We start from the raw sequence: 15,775 nt of genomic DNA, 5'->3' as shown, positions 1-15,775 counted from the left end.
ATCGATGGGTCGCCGATACTTCGTTTTATAAATGGAATGATTACTATGTCTGCGAAAGGAAGCAACGTTGAAATAATGATGTCCGCGTAAATTATTGCGTTGTCTATTATTTACATACATTAATTGTGAATTGGCGTAATCGTCCCCGAGCCGGCGGCATCAGGTCGGCCGCTTGCCGCGTGTTACAACGAATGCCGCGAAAGTGGCGCAAACCGCTGCGGCGAAGAAGGCCAGTCCGTTGCGCGACCACTCCATTGCAAAGCCGGCAATGAGTGGGCCAAGGAGCGCCCCAAGTCCCCACATCAGCCCCATGGCCGCATAGATGCCAACAAGCTCCGTTCCCTTGAAGCGACTTCCGACCACACTCAGCATCAGCGTGTAGATGCCCACGAATGCCCCGCCCCAGATGAACAACAAACCGTAGGTAAGCCATGGACTGCCAAGCGCGAATGGCCAGGCCAGTGCGCCGAGGGCCGCGATCATGGCGAGCGCCACGACCAGCGTGATGCGGTCGATCGTGTCGCCGAGCCAGCCGATCGGCAGTTGCAGCATGATGGCGCCGATCATCATTACCGACATCAACCGTGTCGCGTCCGCTTCCGGCCAGCCGAGATTCACGGCGTAGATCGCCAGGAAGGACAGGCCGGATGTCTCGAGAGCGGCGTTCAGCATCGTCGCCGAGATCGCAACGGGGGCGAGCCGCATGAAGCGCAGCGGGCTGCCGGTGACCGGTTCGTCGAAGACCGGGACCTGCACTTTCGGCGAAGCCACCAGAGCCGCCGCCGCCAGTGCGATACCCGCGCCGACGAGGTAGGGTGCAAAGCCTGACGTGCCCACCAGCGACAGAATGATCGGGCCCAGCGCGAAGCCGATCGACAGCGCCGCCGTATAGGTCGCCATGGCGCGGGCGCGTGTCGACTCACTGCTTAAGCTGTTGGTCCAGACCTCGGACAGCACGAAAAGCGTCTCCGACGCCATGCCGAGCATCAGCCGCAGAACGAACCACAAGACGATGAAGGGCAGGGCCGGGAAGCTCGCCAGCACGGTGGCGGCGGTCCCCAGCGCGATGATGACGAGGCGGCGTATCCCGTACGCCGCCACGAAACGCGGAAGACACACCGCGACGACCAGCACGCCCACGGCATGCATCGCCGCGTTCGCGCCAATCAGCGCTTCGCTGCGACCTTGCTGGACCAGGCTGAAGGCGATCAACCCTGCGCTGAGGCTGTAGGTCAATCCAAACATGGTGGCCGTTGCAATAACGGCCCCGCGCGAGAACAGCAGCGATGCACCAGGCGAAGACTCGTTCACGCCGCCGCCCCGGTGCTTCCTGCTCTGTCCTGCCATAGGCGCCGCAAAAATCGGCTGAGGCTCGCACTCCAACTGACGTCCTGCTTCTCGACGATCCGCGCCATGGTGCGCGCGTAGTCCAGCACGAGCCCCGGCGTCCATGTGCTCAGATAGGCACGGCTGCGAAGCGTGGCGCCGATCCACACATCCGGGTTTGCAAGCAGGATGACCAATTGCAGCCAGGGCGAGCGCGTCGCGAGCGAGCCCTCCAGTGCGGCGTCGAGCGCCTGCGCCACCACCACCGAACAGTTCCGGTTGGTGAGATTGTAGGTGTTGTCCTGCCGGTAGCCGGCCCAGAAGGCCCGCAATCGCCTAGGGTTGAAGTTGCGGAACTCGACATGGGCGTCGGCCGCGCACCATTCGCCGACTTCATAGGCATAAGACGGCTGAAACCGACCTTCGACATCATTCTCCGGCGTGCCGCGCAGGGCGGTGACGAAGTCGGCGGTTGAGCGGTCCAGCTCAACCGCCGGATAGTGGCTGATGTAGAGCGAGGGCAGCATCTCCATCGAGGCGTGGCCGGTGGAGATCACGCCCTTCGCGTCGATAGCAGCAACGTAGCGGTCGATGACCGGCAGGTGTTGCGCCACTGCGGCGGATCCAGCCGGGGTCCAGACGTGCACGGTCAGTGGATTCTCCACCAGCTCGGTCTCTTGATCATCGACCAGGACGGGCGCGTTGGCGTACCAACCCCGCGTGGCAAAGATTGGCAAGGAGAGTATTGCCGCTTCGTTTTCGAGCGTTCGGAACATCAGGCTGAACCTGATCAGCATCCACCCCCTGAGGGCAAAGATCAGTCCGACGCAGAGCGGGATGCTGCGCTCGAGTGGCAGCGGCCATCCGGTGAAGAAAAGGACCGCGAAGGCAAGCTCAACCGAACCGTAAAGCGCGCGGCTCCGCCAGTCAGGCAAATGCACCAGCAGCCCGATGCCGATGCGCCCGATACCGTCGACAAGAAAAACCACGCAAAATAACGCCGCGAGGATTCTCTCACTGTGGCCCGGCCAATGGATGACGACCGCGCCGATGGCGATGAGCGCTATGGCCCGAGCAAAGGTGAGCGCGCGCGCGACCAGATGGGTGTGGTCCAACAAACGCAGGGCATTGCCCAGGCCCATGAATATGAAAACGAAGCCGACCACCCTCCCGGCAACGACGACAATGCCGCTGGAGGCGTGAAACGCCAGGAAAATCGCGCCGGCTATAAGTGCAGCGCCTAGAACGCCAAGAACGTACCAGCGTGCCCTGAAGGCTTCCGCCCCGATGAGCAGAAACGACAGCTTAAACATGGGGGGACTCTAAGGCCGACGAGCAGGCAAAATCCGCTTAACTCACGCAAGGTATGCGAAAGTGCAACGCTGCGAAAGCCCTTCGATGGGGCATTCGTTCGACGGCATCGCGGGCTCACGCTCGACGCTGGAGGAGTTCAGTACGCCGCCATATTGAGAGGCTTTGGTAGTGAGCGTGTGGCCGGAATTTGCTGACGGCACAGGGAGCGGACCTTCCACGGGTCCGCTATGGGGCAACTCCGGAAGGCTAGGTCTGCTTTAGCCTCAAATTGACGGTGCATGCCGGCAATTTGAGGCCCAGAAGACGCGCGCCGCAACCACGCGGACATAGGTGTTGCAAGGAAGTGCCGCAAGGGAACTTATCGGCACATTGGAAGGATCTTTATAATTGAGCCCCTGTCGATTTTCTCTCGTCTCTGCGCGCCCGCGCAATGTCGGTAGGGTGGAGGCGATTGCGGCTGACTCTGAGTCGTTCTGACGCAGCCGGCCAGTACGCGCTGGGGTCCATCGCTGGGGTCTATTGGGGGGCATGGCCATTTTCAAGCCAATGATTATCGAGTAAAACAAATGACATTTGGACATAAAGATATGACGGTGCGCCAACAAAGACTAAACTGCGAACATTTATGTCATTGATGTTGCAATAGTCTAGCCGGCGTGGACGGGGATGCCGGTGCAGCCCTCGTTTATAGCCTTCGCCGTGATCACCCGAGGCGAATCATCGCCGCGACGACCATAAGATCGGCAGATATCGATAACCTGTACCACCGGCCGGCTGGAAGGGCCGACCGGTGCGGGTTGCTCAGGCCGCCAATGGCCTCAGAGGGCCGCAAGTTCAGTGACGAACTTGGTGCGCAGGAACGCATCCAGTCCTTCAATGCCACTCTCGGACCCGTAGCCCGACTCGTTCACACCGCCAAAAGGCGTCTCGGGCGTTGAAACGGCCATGTGGTTGACCCCGACGAGGCCAGCGTCGAGCGCCTCCTCGGTGCGCGCGGCCAGAGCGCCGGAGCGGGTGAACACGAAGGAGGCCAGGCCGTAAGGCAACGCGTTCGCCCGCTCGATCACCTCATCGAAGCTGGAAAAGGAGGTAAGCGGTGCAATAGGGCCGAAGGGCTCGCTTGACATGATTGCCGCATCGGCCGGAACGTTTGCGAGTACGGTCGGAGCAAAGAAATGCCCTTGATTACCGATCCGTCGTCCACCCAGCTTCAGCTCCGCGCCCTTGGTCACCGCATCGTTCACCAGATCTTCCATCACCGCGAGGCGGCGGCGGGCGATCATTGGGCCCATCTGGGTGCCTGCGTCGAGGCCGTTGCCGACCTTAAGCGTCGAGGCGAGTTCGACGAAGCGCTCGACGAAGGGGTCGTAGAGTGAGTCATGGATAAAGAAGCGCGTCGGCGACGTGCAGACCTGCCCGGCATTGCGGAACTTGAAGGCGACCAGCGTGCGAGCAGCGAGATCAAGATCCGCATCGCCATGGACGATGACCGGCGCATGACCGCCCAGTTCCATCGTGCAGCGCTTCAGCGTATCGGCCGATAGCCGGGCGAGCTGCTTGCCGACAGCGGTCGAACCGGTCAGCGTCACCGCCTTCGGGATCGGCGAGGCCAGCAGCACCTGGCTGACATGGGCGGGCTCACCGAAGACGAGGTTCAGCACGCCCGCCGGCAGCCCGGCCTCCTGGAAACAGCGCGCTATGGCAACAGCCGTGCCGGGCGTTTCTTCCGCAGGCTTGATGATGATCGAGCAGCCCGCGCCTAGCGCGCCGGAAATCTTGCGGATGACATTTGAGGACGGGAAGTTCCACGCTGCGAAGGCGACGACGGGGCCGACCGGCTCCTTCAGCACCATTTGGCGCACATTCGCCATGCGGGCGGGTACGATGCGACCATAGGCGCGCTTGCCCTCTTCCGCGTACCAGCGTGTGGCGTCGGCGGCGAACTGCACCTCTGGCACCGCCTCGGCGACAGGCTTGCCATTCTCGAGCGTGAGTAGCCGGCCGATGCGCTCTTTGCGCGCCTCGATGAGATCGGCAGCCTTCATCATCAGCGTATAGCGCGCCTGCGCGGTCATCGCCTTCCACGTCCTGAAGCCGCGTTGCGCGGCCTCCAGCGCGCGGGCGAGATCGGCGTCTGACGCGTGGGGAACGGATCCAAGCACGGCTCCGGTCGCCGGGTTTTCCAGGGCTTCGCTCTTGCCTTCGGAGCCCTGGCACCATTCGCCATCGATCAGCAGCTCGATGGTCTCGTCGTAATGTGAAAGGTCGGTCATGATTGTCTCCAGGCCCGGGAATGATGCGGGTCGATAATCGATCTCAGCGGCAGAGGAAGCCGTCCGGCAGGGGGTCGCCTTGCGCGAGCACGAAGCGGTGCTCGCCCGTGATGTGAGCCAGCCCGACGATGTGCGGCTCGATGGCGTCCGTGCGCCCTTCGATCGCGCGTGCGGTGGCGGTGAAGTCGACGTCGAGGATATTGCGGGTGCGGATCGGCTGCTTGAGCTCGATCTCGCCGCGCGCCACCATCTGCGCTAGACGGGCCGAGGAACCGGTGCCGCAGGGCGAACGGTCGAATTTGTTGGATTCGAGCACAACGAGTTGGCGGCTCACCACGCCCTGGCCGTCGGCCTGCGTCTCGTAGAACAGGATGGAATCGATCGGCCGGGCGACACCCGCGATGCCGCCTTCGGTGATTTTCGCGTTCAACGCCGCCTTCAGTGCCGCGCCGGTCGCCATGGCGTGGGATACGCCAGCGGGCGCCAGCACCACCTCGGCGGCGTGGGCTTCGACCAGCCCGTACCAGTTTCCGCCCCAGGCCACATCCACCGACACGTTGACCCCGCCGGCGTTGAGGGTCACGCCTGAAGCCGCGACATGAGCGGGGACGTTCTCGAAGGTGACAGTGGCAACGGCACCGTCCCTGCGTTGGACATGGACGGTGATGACCCCGGCCGGCACCTCCAGCGTGAAGGAACTCGTCGGCTCCTCGGACGCTCCGATCAGGCCCATATGGTCGAGCGTCACGGCCAGGCCGATGGTCGCGTGGCCGCACATCTCCAGATATTTGTAGCTGCCGAGGAAGAAGGCGCCGAAATCGGCCCGCGTGCTCTCGGTCATTACCACGCCTACCATCGCCGCATGGCCGCGTGGCTCATGGAGCAGAAAGGTGCGCAGCGGGTCGAAGCGGGCGCGGAAATCCTCCGCCCGCGCCTCGACCGTGTCGCCTCGCAGCGGGGGCACGCCGCCGGTGACGACGCGGGTGGGATGGCCCGCCGTGTGGCTGTCGATGGTCGAGATCCAGCGCCTGATTGCCATGTTGCCTCTCCCCCTAGCGGCCGGACTTGATGGTGTCGGCAATTTTCTCGCCGGCCATTACCGTCGTCAGCATGGTGTTGGCGCTGATCACCGCCGGCATGATGGAGGCATCGACCACCCGTAGCCCCTCGACGCCGATCACACGCGCCGCGCTGTCAACGACGGCGCGCGGATCCTCCGGGCGGCCGATCCGGCAGGTACCGGAGGCATGCCAGCTGCCGCAGGCGTTTTCGATGATCCATTCGCGCAGCGCCTGAGGCGAGCCCATCATCTCGCGCGCCTTCAGGCCGGGCGTTATGACGTTTTCGATCATCAGCCTGCGGGAGAGCGACCCAGTGCCCATGATTCCGGCCGCCATCAGCGTCATGAACCAGTTGGTACGGCTCACGGCGCCGAGTTTGCGCACCCGCTCGGAGAAGGTGGCGGGGAAGATGTTCTCGATCACCCCATCCATCGCCGGATCGTTCACGATGCCCCACAGCCGATGCATGCCATCCTCGAGCCGCTTGAGATCACGTTCGTCGGAAAGCTGGCGGAAATTGACGAAGGGCGCGGTCTCGGCATCGCGTCCATTCAGCTTCACTTCGCCGGTGGAATAGGGCCGGTTCACGCACACGAGGATCGAGGCCAGCCGCCGGCCGAGCGGATGCCAGGCCGCGCGGTTGGAGGGCAGCACGAACATGTCGCCCGGCGTGGTGTCCGGCAGCCCGGAAGTGTAGCGGTAGCCGAGCTGGATATGGCGACGCTGCGTCGCGGGAAGACGGGCGGATTTCGGCAGATAGGCCGCGAAGGCCACCATAGGGTGATCCTGCAAATTCTGCCCGACCCCTGGCCGATCGGCCCGTACGTCGATGCCGAACTCCTTGAGATGTGCCGCCGGGCCGATGCCGGCGCGCATGAGATGGGTGGGTGTCTGAAGCGCACCGGTGGAGAGGATCACCTCTCCCGCCTTCAGCGTGACCGGCCCACCAGGTCCGACCGCCGTGAGGCCGGTGACGCGGATGCCCTCGAACAGCAGCTCCTTCATCTCCGTTTCGGGCAGAATGGTGAGATTGGGCCGTGCGCGCACGTCGCGGGTAAGATAGGCGCGGGCGGTCGAGACCCGCTGACCGTCGACATTGTTGATGGTCATCGGGAAATAGCCGTCGTCGAAGACGCCGTTATGGTCCCGGATATTAGGTACGCCCTTCTTGTCGAGCACCGTCGCCACGGTCCTGGCGAAAGGTGACCAGTCCTTCTCGGGAACGCGGCGCAGCGGCAACGGGCCGTGGCTGCCGTGGAGCTGGCTGTCGCCATAGTCGAGATCAGTTTCGAGCTTGCGGAAATAGGGCAGGACGTCGTCCCAGCCCCAGCCTTCGGCCCCTTCCTCGCGCCAATGGTCATAGTCCCACGGCACGCCGCGAAAGGAGAACTGTCCGTTGATCGAGGTGCCTCCGCCCATAACCCGCGCCTGTTCGTAGCGCCGGCCCGGCACGCCGGGCTTGGGATCGGTGAGGTGGATGGCGAGGTTCTGCCAGTGATAGAGCCGGTTGAAATAGGCGACGATGGGGTACGCATCGAGCGTATCGGCCGGCTCGGCGCCGGGCGGCGTGTCGCGCCCGGCCTCGATGAGCGCGACCTTGAGGTTCGAGGCTTCGGACAGCCGGCTCGCCAGCACGGCACCGGCGGCGCCGCCGCCGACGACGATGTAGTCATATGCGTGTTCGGACATGATCTCAGCCGTGATTGAGCCAGACGGTCTTGAAGCGCAGGAAGCCCTCAAGCCCCGCGCGCCCCATCTCCTTGCCGAAGCCGGAGCCGGCGAAGCCGCCTTGAGGGGTTGCGAAATCGGGCTGGCGGCCATGGCCGTTTACCCAGACCGTACCGGCGTTGAGGCGTGCCGGCAGCGCGAGCGCCTTGGCAGCGCTGGTCGTGTAGAGGCTGGCGGCCAGCGCGTAGCTGGGATGGTTGGCCATGGAGAGCGCCTCCTCCTCGTCGTCATAGGCGTAGACGGACAGCACCGGACCGAAGAACTCCTCCCGGAAGCCGACCGAGGTGTCGGGCACGCCGGCGAGCACAGTCGGCTCCACGTAAGCACCGGCATTCATGTTGGCGCAGCGCCGGCCGCCGGTGAGAACGCTCGCACCGTCCGCGACCGTCTCCGCGATCATGCGGTCGATGCGCGCCGCCTGCTTCTCGCTGATGATCGGCGGCAGGCTCGCCCGTGTGTCCCAAGTGGGGCCGGCGATCCGCTCCTGCGCGAGGGCGATGATGCGCCCGGTCAGATCGTCGAGCAGCCGGCGCGGCGCGATCAGCCGGGAACCGGCGGTGCAGACCTGGCCGGCATTGGCGAGGAAGCCGCCGGCGATGGTCGCCGCAAGCGCATCGAGGTCATGCGCGTCGTCCATAACCAACTGGGGCGTCTTGCCGCCGAGTTCTAGGGTCAGCGGTTTGGTGCCGGTCATCGCCGCATCCGCCATCACCCGCGCACCAGTGGCGGAGGAGCCGGTGAAGGTGATCTTGCCGATGAGGGGATGCCGCACCAGCGCCGAGCCGGTAGGACCCGCCCCTTGGATCACGTTGAACACCCCGGCGGGCAGGCCCGCTTCGATGGCGAGTTCGGCCAGCCGCACCGCCGAGGACGGCGTGAGTTCCGAGGGTTTGAGGACAACCGCATTGCCGGTGGCGAGGGCGGGGGTGGACTTCCAGATAGCGTTGATAGCCGGGAAGTTGAACGGCGCGATGGCGGCGATGACGCCATAGGGCTCGGGCCTGAGAAAAGTGCTGCCGCTGTTCGCCCCGGCGATCAGCGTACCCTCGATTTTGTCCGCCCATTCGGCGAAATAGCGCACCGCGCCGGCCGCCCGGACCAGATCGCGGGTGACGACATCGGCTACGGGCCGCGTGGTCGTCGCCGCTTCCAGCCGGGCTAGCTCGGTACGATGGGCGTCGATCAGGTCGGCCCACGCCTTGAGCACCCGCGCCCGGTCGAGCGGCCCGGCGGCGGCCCAGCCGGACTGCACGCGCGCTGCCGCCGCGCTGCGCACCGCCGCGTCCACCAGCGCCTCGTCCGCCGCGCGGATGGTGCCAATGGCGGCGCCATCAGAGGGACGGACGAGCGCGATCTCGGCGCCATCGCCGGTGACGCGCAGCCCGCCGATCAGGTGATCGGTGAGGGCAACGACGCTGTTTGGGTCGAAATCGTGGGACATGTGCCTCTCCTGAACCCGTCCGCTCAGACGCCCGTCAGACGGAAGCCCTGCTGGAACGGGTCGTGGGGATCGAGGAAGAAATTGAAGCTGCCGGTGAGATAGGCCGAGCCGGTCACGGTGCAGCGGATCGCCGGAAGCTCGCCGACGGTGGCTTCACCGTGGATCTCGCCGGTAAATACGGTGTCGAGGATGCCGGCATGGCGGAAGGTGTCGCCGACCCTCAGCTCGCCCTTGCCGTGCAGCATCGCCATGCGGGAAGCGGTGCCCGTGCCGCAGGGCGAACGGTCGATCACGGTCGGCGGGCAGACCACGACGTTCTTGCCGTCGAAGCGCACGCCGTCACCCTCGCCGATGATCTCGATCTGGTAGATCTCGTTCACATGGGCGAGCGTTGGGTGCTGGACCGGGATGTCCTTCAGCCCGGCGCGCAGTTCGGCGGCCGCGCTGACGAGGGCCCAGGCATTGTCCGTGGTCAGGTCGAGACCGAGGTCCGAACCCTTGACGATGAGGTAGAAGTCGCCGCCAAAGGCGATGTCGGCGCGTACCTTGCCGAAGCTCTTGGTCTCCACCATCACATCGCGCTGGTAGAGGAAGCTCAACGGCATCTCCAGCGTGACGGCGACGGCGCGGCCGCTCTCCACCTGCACCCGTGCCGGCACGACGCCGGCCGGGGTGTCGAGCCGCACCAGCGTCTCGCCTTCCTGGGCGGTGATGTAGCCGGCCTCCACCGCGATGGTCGCCACAGCCATGGCGCAGTGGCCGCACATGGGGGGGTAGGTGTCCGGCTCAAGGATGAGCATGCCGATATCGGCATCAGGCGAGCAGGCCTCGGTGAGCACGGCGGCCGGCATGTTGAAGGAGCCGCGCGGCTCGAACAGCACGAGCTGGCGCAGCCAGTCGCGGCTCATGAGATCGGCGCGTTTCTCCACCATGGTCGCGCCGCGGATCGGCCCGAAACCGGAGGTGATGAGGCGCAACGGGCAGCCGGCAGTGTGGGAATCGATGCCCTGAATGATGCGGGTCGAGCGCATGATGTGTGTCCGTTCAGGCGAGCGTGTTGATGATGGCGGCCACGTCGGCGTCGGCGAGGATCTTCGCCACGCTGGCTTGCTGCGCGTCGGTGAAGGGCAGCAGCGGCTCGCGCGGAATGCCGACCGGCTGGCCGAGCGCGTTCATTGCCGCCTTGATGCCGGCATAGAAGCTGCCGCTCTTGAAACAGCGGTAGATGGCGAACAGCGCCGGCTCCAGCCGGTCCGCGGTTACGGCATCGCCCGAGGCGCAGGCGTCGAAATAGGCGCGCACGAGGCCGCCGGAGAGCTGGTGCGCCATGGCGACCACGCCGACTACGCCCAGCGGCAGCGAGGAGCGGATCATCGTCTCGTAGCCAACGAAGACGGCGAGCTCGCCCTTCACCTTCTGGCACAGCTCCGACACCTGCTGGATGTCGCCGGAGGAGTCCTTGATCGCCACCACATTGGGGATCTCGGCGAGGCGGGCCACCAGATCGGGGGTGATGTTGACACCGATGCGCACGGGGCTGTTGTAGAGCATCACCGGCAGGCCGGAAGCCGCGCAGATGCGACGGTAGAAGTGCTCGGCCTCGCGCAGGTCGGGCTTCGCGTAAATGGGGGGGAGGGCAAGGATGCCGTCGCAGCCAGTGGTCTCGGCAGCCCTGGTCAGCTCCAGCACCACATCGGTCTGCAGGTCGGAGACGCCCGCGATGACCGGCACGCGGCCATTGGCAACTTTCACTGTAGCCTCGAACAGTTTCACCCGTTCGGCGACACTCATGGCGTAAAACTCGCCCGTGGAGCCACAGACGATCAGGCCGTCGGCGCCGTTGGCGATATTCGCCTCGGCCAGCGCCTCGAAGCGCGGGAAGTCGACGGGCCCCTGGGGCAGGAAGGGCGTTACGAGGACACTGTGAATGCCGTGCCAGTTGGTCTTGGTCATGAGCGGTCTCGGTTCATAAAGGTCGGGACAAAAGGGTGGCGTGGCATGCCCGGAGGCATGCGGCGGGTGGCGAAGATGTGGCGAAGCGCCGTGCGGGCGCGTCAGCTATTCAGGAGCGGCCGCATCAGTTCGGCGGTGGCGTGGAAGCGGTTGACGAAGCCGCGCACCCGCTCATTGGTCGGATGCAGCAGCACCTCTTGTGGCGTGCCCTGCGCGGCGATGGCGCCCTGGTCGAGAAAGACCACACGTGTTGCCACCTCGAGCGCAAAGCCCAGCTCATGCGTGACGACCAGCATGGTCATGCCTTCACGGGCCAGCGTGATCATGGTGTTGAGAACTTCGCCAACCAGCTCCGGATCGAGCGCCGAGGTGGGCTCGTCGAACAGCATCAGCGACGGGCGCATGTTAAGGGCACGAGCGATGGAGACCCGCTGCTTCTGTCCGCCGGACAGACGGCCGGGCATGCGATCGGCGAAATCCGCCATGCCGACCTTGGCGAGCAGATCGAGTGCGCGAGCCCGATTGGTTGCCTCGCTCTCTCCAAGAACGGTGCGCGGGCCTTCCATCACATTGGCGAGTACGTTCATGTGCGGAAACAGGTTGAACTGCTGAAACACCATGCCGACCCGGCTGCGCATGGCGGCGACGTCGCGGGCGCCGATGCGGACATTGTCGCGCCCATCGGGCGCCCGATCAAAAATCGGTGCGCCGTCGATGACGATCCGGCCGGAGGAGGGCTGTTCAAGAAGGTTCACGCAGCGCAGCAATGTGGTCTTTCCAGAACCGGACGAACCGAGCAGCGCCACCACTTCGCCGGGATAGACGGTCAGATCTATGCCCTTGAGCACTTCGTGGCCGCCGAAGGACTTGCGGAGGTGGCGCATCTCGACCAGCGGCGCGGCATCGATGGGAAGACGGGTCATGGTTCGCGTCCTCTCAATGGCGGCGCATCTCGAGCCGACGCGCGAGATAGTTGGAGGGGATCAGGATGGCGAGGAAGATAAGGCCTACGACCGTGTAGACTTCCATCGGCCGGTAGGTGAACGAGGACACGTAGCTCGCCTGGTAGAGCAGGTCCGGCACCGTCAGCACCGAAAGCAGCGTGGTGTTCTTCATTTGGATGATGGTCTGGCCGGCCAGCGGCGGCACCATCTGGCGGAAGGCTTGCGGCAGGATGATGCGCTGCATCGCCTGCCAAGAGCGCATGCCCAGCGCTTTGGCCGCATCCGCTTGCCCGTGATCGAGGGACTGGATGCCGGCGCGCAGGATCTCGGCGTAATAGGCACCGCCATAAAGGCTGAGCGCGAGAATGCCGGCGGCCTGCTTGGTAATGTTGATGCCGGCAAAGATAGGTAGCGCGTAGTAACTCCACAGCAGCCACACGAGCAAAGGCACGTTGCGAAAGAACTCCACGAACATCATGCCGAGGAGACGCACTGCCTTCAGCGGCGAGAGCTGCGCCAATGCGATGACGAGACCGACAATCAGCCCCAGCACGCAGGTGAGCACCGTGTACTCCAGGGTGACCACGAGTCCCCAGGCGAACAGATGAACGTTTTGGGTGATGACCGACCAGTCGAACACGATTGGACAACCTTAGGACGAGGAGTTGAGCCGGTGCCGGCGGGAAGCCGGCACCGGGTGCCGACATCAGAAGTTGAACTCTGCCGGCAGCACGGAAAGGTCGATGCCGCGGGCTTCAAAGGCCTTGCGCAGCTTGCCTTGGGCGAGGCCAAGGGCACGCTGCTGGTTCACCCAGTTGGTGAGCCAGTTTTCGTAGCCTTCATTGCCCTCTTCGCGGCGGACGCCGATTGTCGCCGGGTTGAGCAGCATGGGGCTTGGCAGAACGATCTGGCCATTGATCGCCTTGGAGACGTCGATCGCATCGAATACGGCAAGGATCATCGCATCGGCACGGTTCGCCTGCAGTTCCATGAGGCCGAGCGGACGGTCTTCCACGACGATGATGTTGGCCTTGGGGGTGAGCGCCTCAGCGACGACCTGCATGGTGCCACCCTTCTGCACGACGATGCGCACCGACGGGTCGTTCAGCTCGGCCCAGGTCTTCTTGGTGAAGCCCGGCTTGGTGACGATGGCCCAGGCATCGGTGAACAGCGGCACGCTGAGGTAGTCCACGACGAGGCCGCGCTTCGGATTTGGGTTCAGGCCGAAGGCAATGTCGATTTTATTGGCCTGGAAGTCGGCCGCGAGGTTGCCCCACGTCGTTTCCACCGGCACGACCTTGACGCCCAGCAGGGTCGCGATGTCGTTCGCCCAGTCCACATAGAAGCCGCTCCATGCGCCGGTATTGCGGTCCCGGATATAGCCGGGCTCCTCGCCGATCATCACCGGCACGCGCAGTTCGCCGCTCTTGCGGATGCGGTCGAGCACGAGGTTCGGGTCAGCAGCGAACGCTGACTGGAAGGTCGACAGCGCCACGATGAATGCCGAAAGCAGCATCAGCAGGGCGTGGCGCAGTGTCCGGTTCGGAAGCGTATGGGCGGCCGGAAGAGGCCGCTGAATAGCGGTGATCATCGTCTGTTCCCTGATTTCCCTGGCTTTGTCTTGGGCCGGTTTGGTCGAAAGGCGTATGCGGTAAGGCGTAGGCCTATCTCAGGAAGCCGCTGCCGAGAGGGTCGTCCATTTCCTGAATGAGCGTCGCCACAGCTTTCAGATGCGCGCGTCCTGTGATGCGGGTCGTAGCAGCCACGGCACCGCCGGCGCCGTGGGTCGTGGTGATGAGCTCGCCCGAAAGATGGCCGCCGAAAAGGCTGACGGCCTCGAGGCGCGCACCCGGTGCAACCGCCCCTGTCGCGGCGCGAAGCGCAAGCAGACAGGACAAGCCGGCAACGCCCGGAGAACGGTCGAATTTCTGCCGGTCGATGGCGAGGAACTGGCGCACGGTGCCGTCCTCGCCCGCCGCGTGAAAGAGCACCGCATCGACGGTGGGCTGCGCGCCTCTGCGGCGCGGCAGCGTCTCGTTGAGGCTTCGGCGCAGGTCGTCGCCAATGGCGAGCAGCCGATCTATCGATCCGATGTCCAGTGCCAAACCCGCGGCGCTGACATCGACCAGTGCATAGCAGTCACCGCACATGGCAATGGCGACGTCGACCTCCCGCCCGTCCACTTCCACATGGTGGCGGATGTCTGCGATCATGGCCGGGGGCATATCTAGAGCGATGACATCGGGCCCGCTTTCACCGCCCACCTGAACGCTGACAATGCCATTGGGCAGTTCGACGGTGAAGCGGGGACGGTTCGCGAGCCGCCCCAGCGCGCGCAGCGCCGCCGTGTAGCCCATGATGGCGTGACCACACAGGCCCGGATAGCCATAGGAGGAAATGAAGAATGCACCGAAGTCCGCGGCGCTGGAGGCGACCGGCACCAGGCCAAAAGCACCGGAGTGGCCACGCGGCTCGTGCAGCAGCAGCGGGCGAAGGCTGTCATAGCGCTCGGCAAACTGGCGCATTTTCCCCGCGACGGTGTCGGCGTCGAGCCCGTCCAGCGGCTCGATCAGAATATGGGTCGGATGGCCTTCCGTGTGGGTCTCGATGACGCGGAAGGTGCGCGCTCCTTGTGGTAATTCGAGGCTGAGCGCTCCCCCTCCGATGCCCTCGCCAATGCCGGCACCGAGACCGAGGCGGCGGTCGGCTTTCTCGAAACTCATGGAGGAAAGGCGGTCGCTGTCGGTGTTGATCCACAGCAATTTGGCGGGAACCCCGCCGGTGTTGCGCCAGCGATGCGCGATGCGGCTGTTGAAATAGGCGCCATCGCCGGGATTCAGCACCTCGGCATCGCGATCGGCGAGAGTGATCTCCAGCGATCCCTCGAGCACATAGATGAGTTCCTCGCCCTCATGGGCGTAAAATCCATCACTCTCTCGGTCGGGATCGATGGTCCACACTTCGGCATCCATCAGTCGCTGCGAGACGGTCAGTTGCTCAATGGTGACGCCCGGCCCAAAGGAGCCGACGATGCGTCCCTGCCCACGCCGAACCACCGGAAAATCGCGTCCGCTGGTGCCCCCGAGCAGTTCCGCCAGCGAGCGGCCGAACACTTCGGCAATGGCATTGAGCCGCGCCGGCGAGAGAAATGCGACGCCGCGCTCAAACATGCTCAGATGCGAGGACGCGATCAACGTGCGGTCGGAGAGTTCTCGCAGCGACATGTCGGCTTCCTGCCGCAGGCTGCGCACCCGTGCACCGATATGGTTGAACGCCACGACCGGCGTTGCATCTCCCTCAGGCGCGACCCCAGCCTCTTCTTCGCTGTCGAGCAGCCGACGGATAGCGGAAAGGCTTTGGCCATCCACCCGCCGCATGCGGTCGATACGGCGAATACGCTCGATGTCAGCCTCGCCATACGAGCGATGACCTCCGGCCGACTTATTGGAGGTGAGCAGTCCCTGGCTTTCCCACGAGCGAAGGGTCGACACCGCCACGCCCGTGACCTTGGCCACATGGCCGATCGAGAAGGGGAAGCGCGCGGCGGTCAGTTGGGACATATGATCTACATACCGAATATAGAAATAACGAAGACCGGCAGACGGTATGTTGATTTTTTGAACGAGTCAATCGGCTGTATGCGATCCGAGCGCTGCTCGTGCTCAGATCGCATGTACGAGATGGGGGGACGCTCATGTCGAGCGGCAACAAGGCGCATGTGGGGACGTCGGCCGC

At 64.5% G+C, this 15,775-nt stretch carries 12 protein-coding genes; all 12 read right to left on the bottom strand.

Annotated features, from left to right (window positions below):
- Positions 1-159: 159 nt before the first annotated feature.
- The 12 genes from G3A50_RS21215 to G3A50_RS21160 all read right to left on the bottom strand — a co-directional run bounded on the left by G3A50_RS21215 (position 160) and on the right by G3A50_RS21160 (position 15,600).
- Positions 160-1,311: an MFS transporter gene (locus G3A50_RS21215; RefSeq protein ID WP_246251964.1), complete on the bottom strand. Its 1,152-nt coding sequence runs from the start codon at positions 1,309-1,311 to the stop codon at positions 160-162.
- Positions 1,308-2,492, bottom strand: a complete 1,185-nt coding sequence (locus G3A50_RS21210; protein WP_246251961.1) for an HdeD family acid-resistance protein — start codon at positions 2,490-2,492, stop codon at positions 1,308-1,310. The genes G3A50_RS21215 and G3A50_RS21210 overlap by 4 nt, the downstream gene beginning before the upstream one ends.
- Positions 2,493-3,458: 966 nt before the next feature.
- Positions 3,459-4,913 carry an NAD-dependent succinate-semialdehyde dehydrogenase gene (locus G3A50_RS21205; RefSeq protein WP_163077085.1) on the bottom strand — a complete coding sequence of 485 codons (1,455 nt, stop codon included), beginning with the start codon at positions 4,911-4,913 and terminating at the stop codon, positions 3,459-3,461.
- Between the two features lie 43 nt (positions 4,914-4,956).
- On the bottom strand, positions 4,957-5,952 hold the full coding sequence (locus G3A50_RS21200) for a proline racemase family protein (protein ID WP_163077084.1): 996 nt from the start codon (positions 5,950-5,952) through the stop codon (positions 4,957-4,959).
- 13 nt (positions 5,953-5,965) lie between these two features.
- The gene (locus tag G3A50_RS21195; RefSeq protein ID WP_163077083.1) at positions 5,966-7,663 is read right to left on the bottom strand and encodes a GMC family oxidoreductase; all 1,698 of its coding nucleotides are present in this window, start codon (positions 7,661-7,663) and stop codon (positions 5,966-5,968) included.
- A gap of 4 nt (positions 7,664-7,667) precedes the next feature.
- A complete protein-coding gene (locus G3A50_RS21190) occupies positions 7,668-9,143 on the bottom strand; it encodes an aldehyde dehydrogenase family protein (RefSeq protein ID WP_163077082.1) in 1,476 nt (491 codons plus the stop codon).
- Positions 9,144-9,166: 23 nt separating this feature from the next.
- On the bottom strand, positions 9,167-10,174 hold the full coding sequence (locus G3A50_RS21185) for a proline racemase family protein (RefSeq protein WP_163077081.1): 1,008 nt from the start codon (positions 10,172-10,174) through the stop codon (positions 9,167-9,169).
- 13 nt (positions 10,175-10,187) lie between these two features.
- Positions 10,188-11,096: a 4-hydroxy-tetrahydrodipicolinate synthase gene (gene dapA, locus G3A50_RS21180; protein ID WP_163077080.1), complete on the bottom strand. Its 909-nt coding sequence runs from the start codon at positions 11,094-11,096 to the stop codon at positions 10,188-10,190.
- A gap of 101 nt (positions 11,097-11,197) precedes the next feature.
- Positions 11,198-12,019: an amino acid ABC transporter ATP-binding protein gene (locus G3A50_RS21175; protein WP_163077079.1), complete on the bottom strand. Its 822-nt coding sequence runs from the start codon at positions 12,017-12,019 to the stop codon at positions 11,198-11,200.
- Positions 12,020-12,032: 13 nt separating this feature from the next.
- On the bottom strand, positions 12,033-12,680 hold the full coding sequence (locus G3A50_RS21170) for an amino acid ABC transporter permease (protein WP_163077078.1): 648 nt from the start codon (positions 12,678-12,680) through the stop codon (positions 12,033-12,035).
- Between the two features lie 66 nt (positions 12,681-12,746).
- The gene (locus G3A50_RS21165) at positions 12,747-13,631 is read right to left on the bottom strand and encodes a transporter substrate-binding domain-containing protein (RefSeq protein WP_163077077.1); all 885 of its coding nucleotides are present in this window, start codon (positions 13,629-13,631) and stop codon (positions 12,747-12,749) included.
- Between the two features lie 73 nt (positions 13,632-13,704).
- The gene (locus G3A50_RS21160) at positions 13,705-15,600 is read right to left on the bottom strand and encodes a proline racemase family protein (protein WP_163077076.1); all 1,896 of its coding nucleotides are present in this window, start codon (positions 15,598-15,600) and stop codon (positions 13,705-13,707) included.
- Positions 15,601-15,775 lie beyond the last annotated feature (175 nt).

This window comes from Ancylobacter pratisalsi (genome assembly GCF_010669125.1).
Classification (GTDB): domain Bacteria; phylum Pseudomonadota; class Alphaproteobacteria; order Rhizobiales; family Xanthobacteraceae; genus Ancylobacter; species Ancylobacter pratisalsi.
Note: the sequence above shows the minus strand (reverse complement) of the source record. Positions and strands in the feature narration are given on the sequence as shown.

Coding starts and splice junctions, on each gene's coding strand:
- G3A50_RS21205 (WP_163077085.1), bottom strand. CDS start 4,913: ATGACCGACCTTTCACATTACGACGAGACCATCGAGCTGCTGATCGAT.
- G3A50_RS21200 (WP_163077084.1), bottom strand. CDS start 5,952: ATGGCAATCAGGCGCTGGATCTCGACCATCGACAGCCACACGGCGGGC.
- G3A50_RS21195 (WP_163077083.1), bottom strand. CDS start 7,663: ATGTCCGAACACGCATATGACTACATCGTCGTCGGCGGCGGCGCCGCC.
- G3A50_RS21190 (WP_163077082.1), bottom strand. CDS start 9,143: ATGTCCCACGATTTCGACCCAAACAGCGTCGTTGCCCTCACCGATCAC.
- G3A50_RS21185 (WP_163077081.1), bottom strand. CDS start 10,174: ATGCGCTCGACCCGCATCATTCAGGGCATCGATTCCCACACTGCCGGC.
- dapA (WP_163077080.1), bottom strand. CDS start 11,096: ATGACCAAGACCAACTGGCACGGCATTCACAGTGTCCTCGTAACGCCC.
- G3A50_RS21175 (WP_163077079.1), bottom strand. CDS start 12,019: ATGACCCGTCTTCCCATCGATGCCGCGCCGCTGGTCGAGATGCGCCAC.
- G3A50_RS21165 (WP_163077077.1), bottom strand. CDS start 13,631: ATGATCACCGCTATTCAGCGGCCTCTTCCGGCCGCCCATACGCTTCCG.
- G3A50_RS21160 (WP_163077076.1), bottom strand. CDS start 15,600: ATGTCCCAACTGACCGCCGCGCGCTTCCCCTTCTCGATCGGCCATGTG.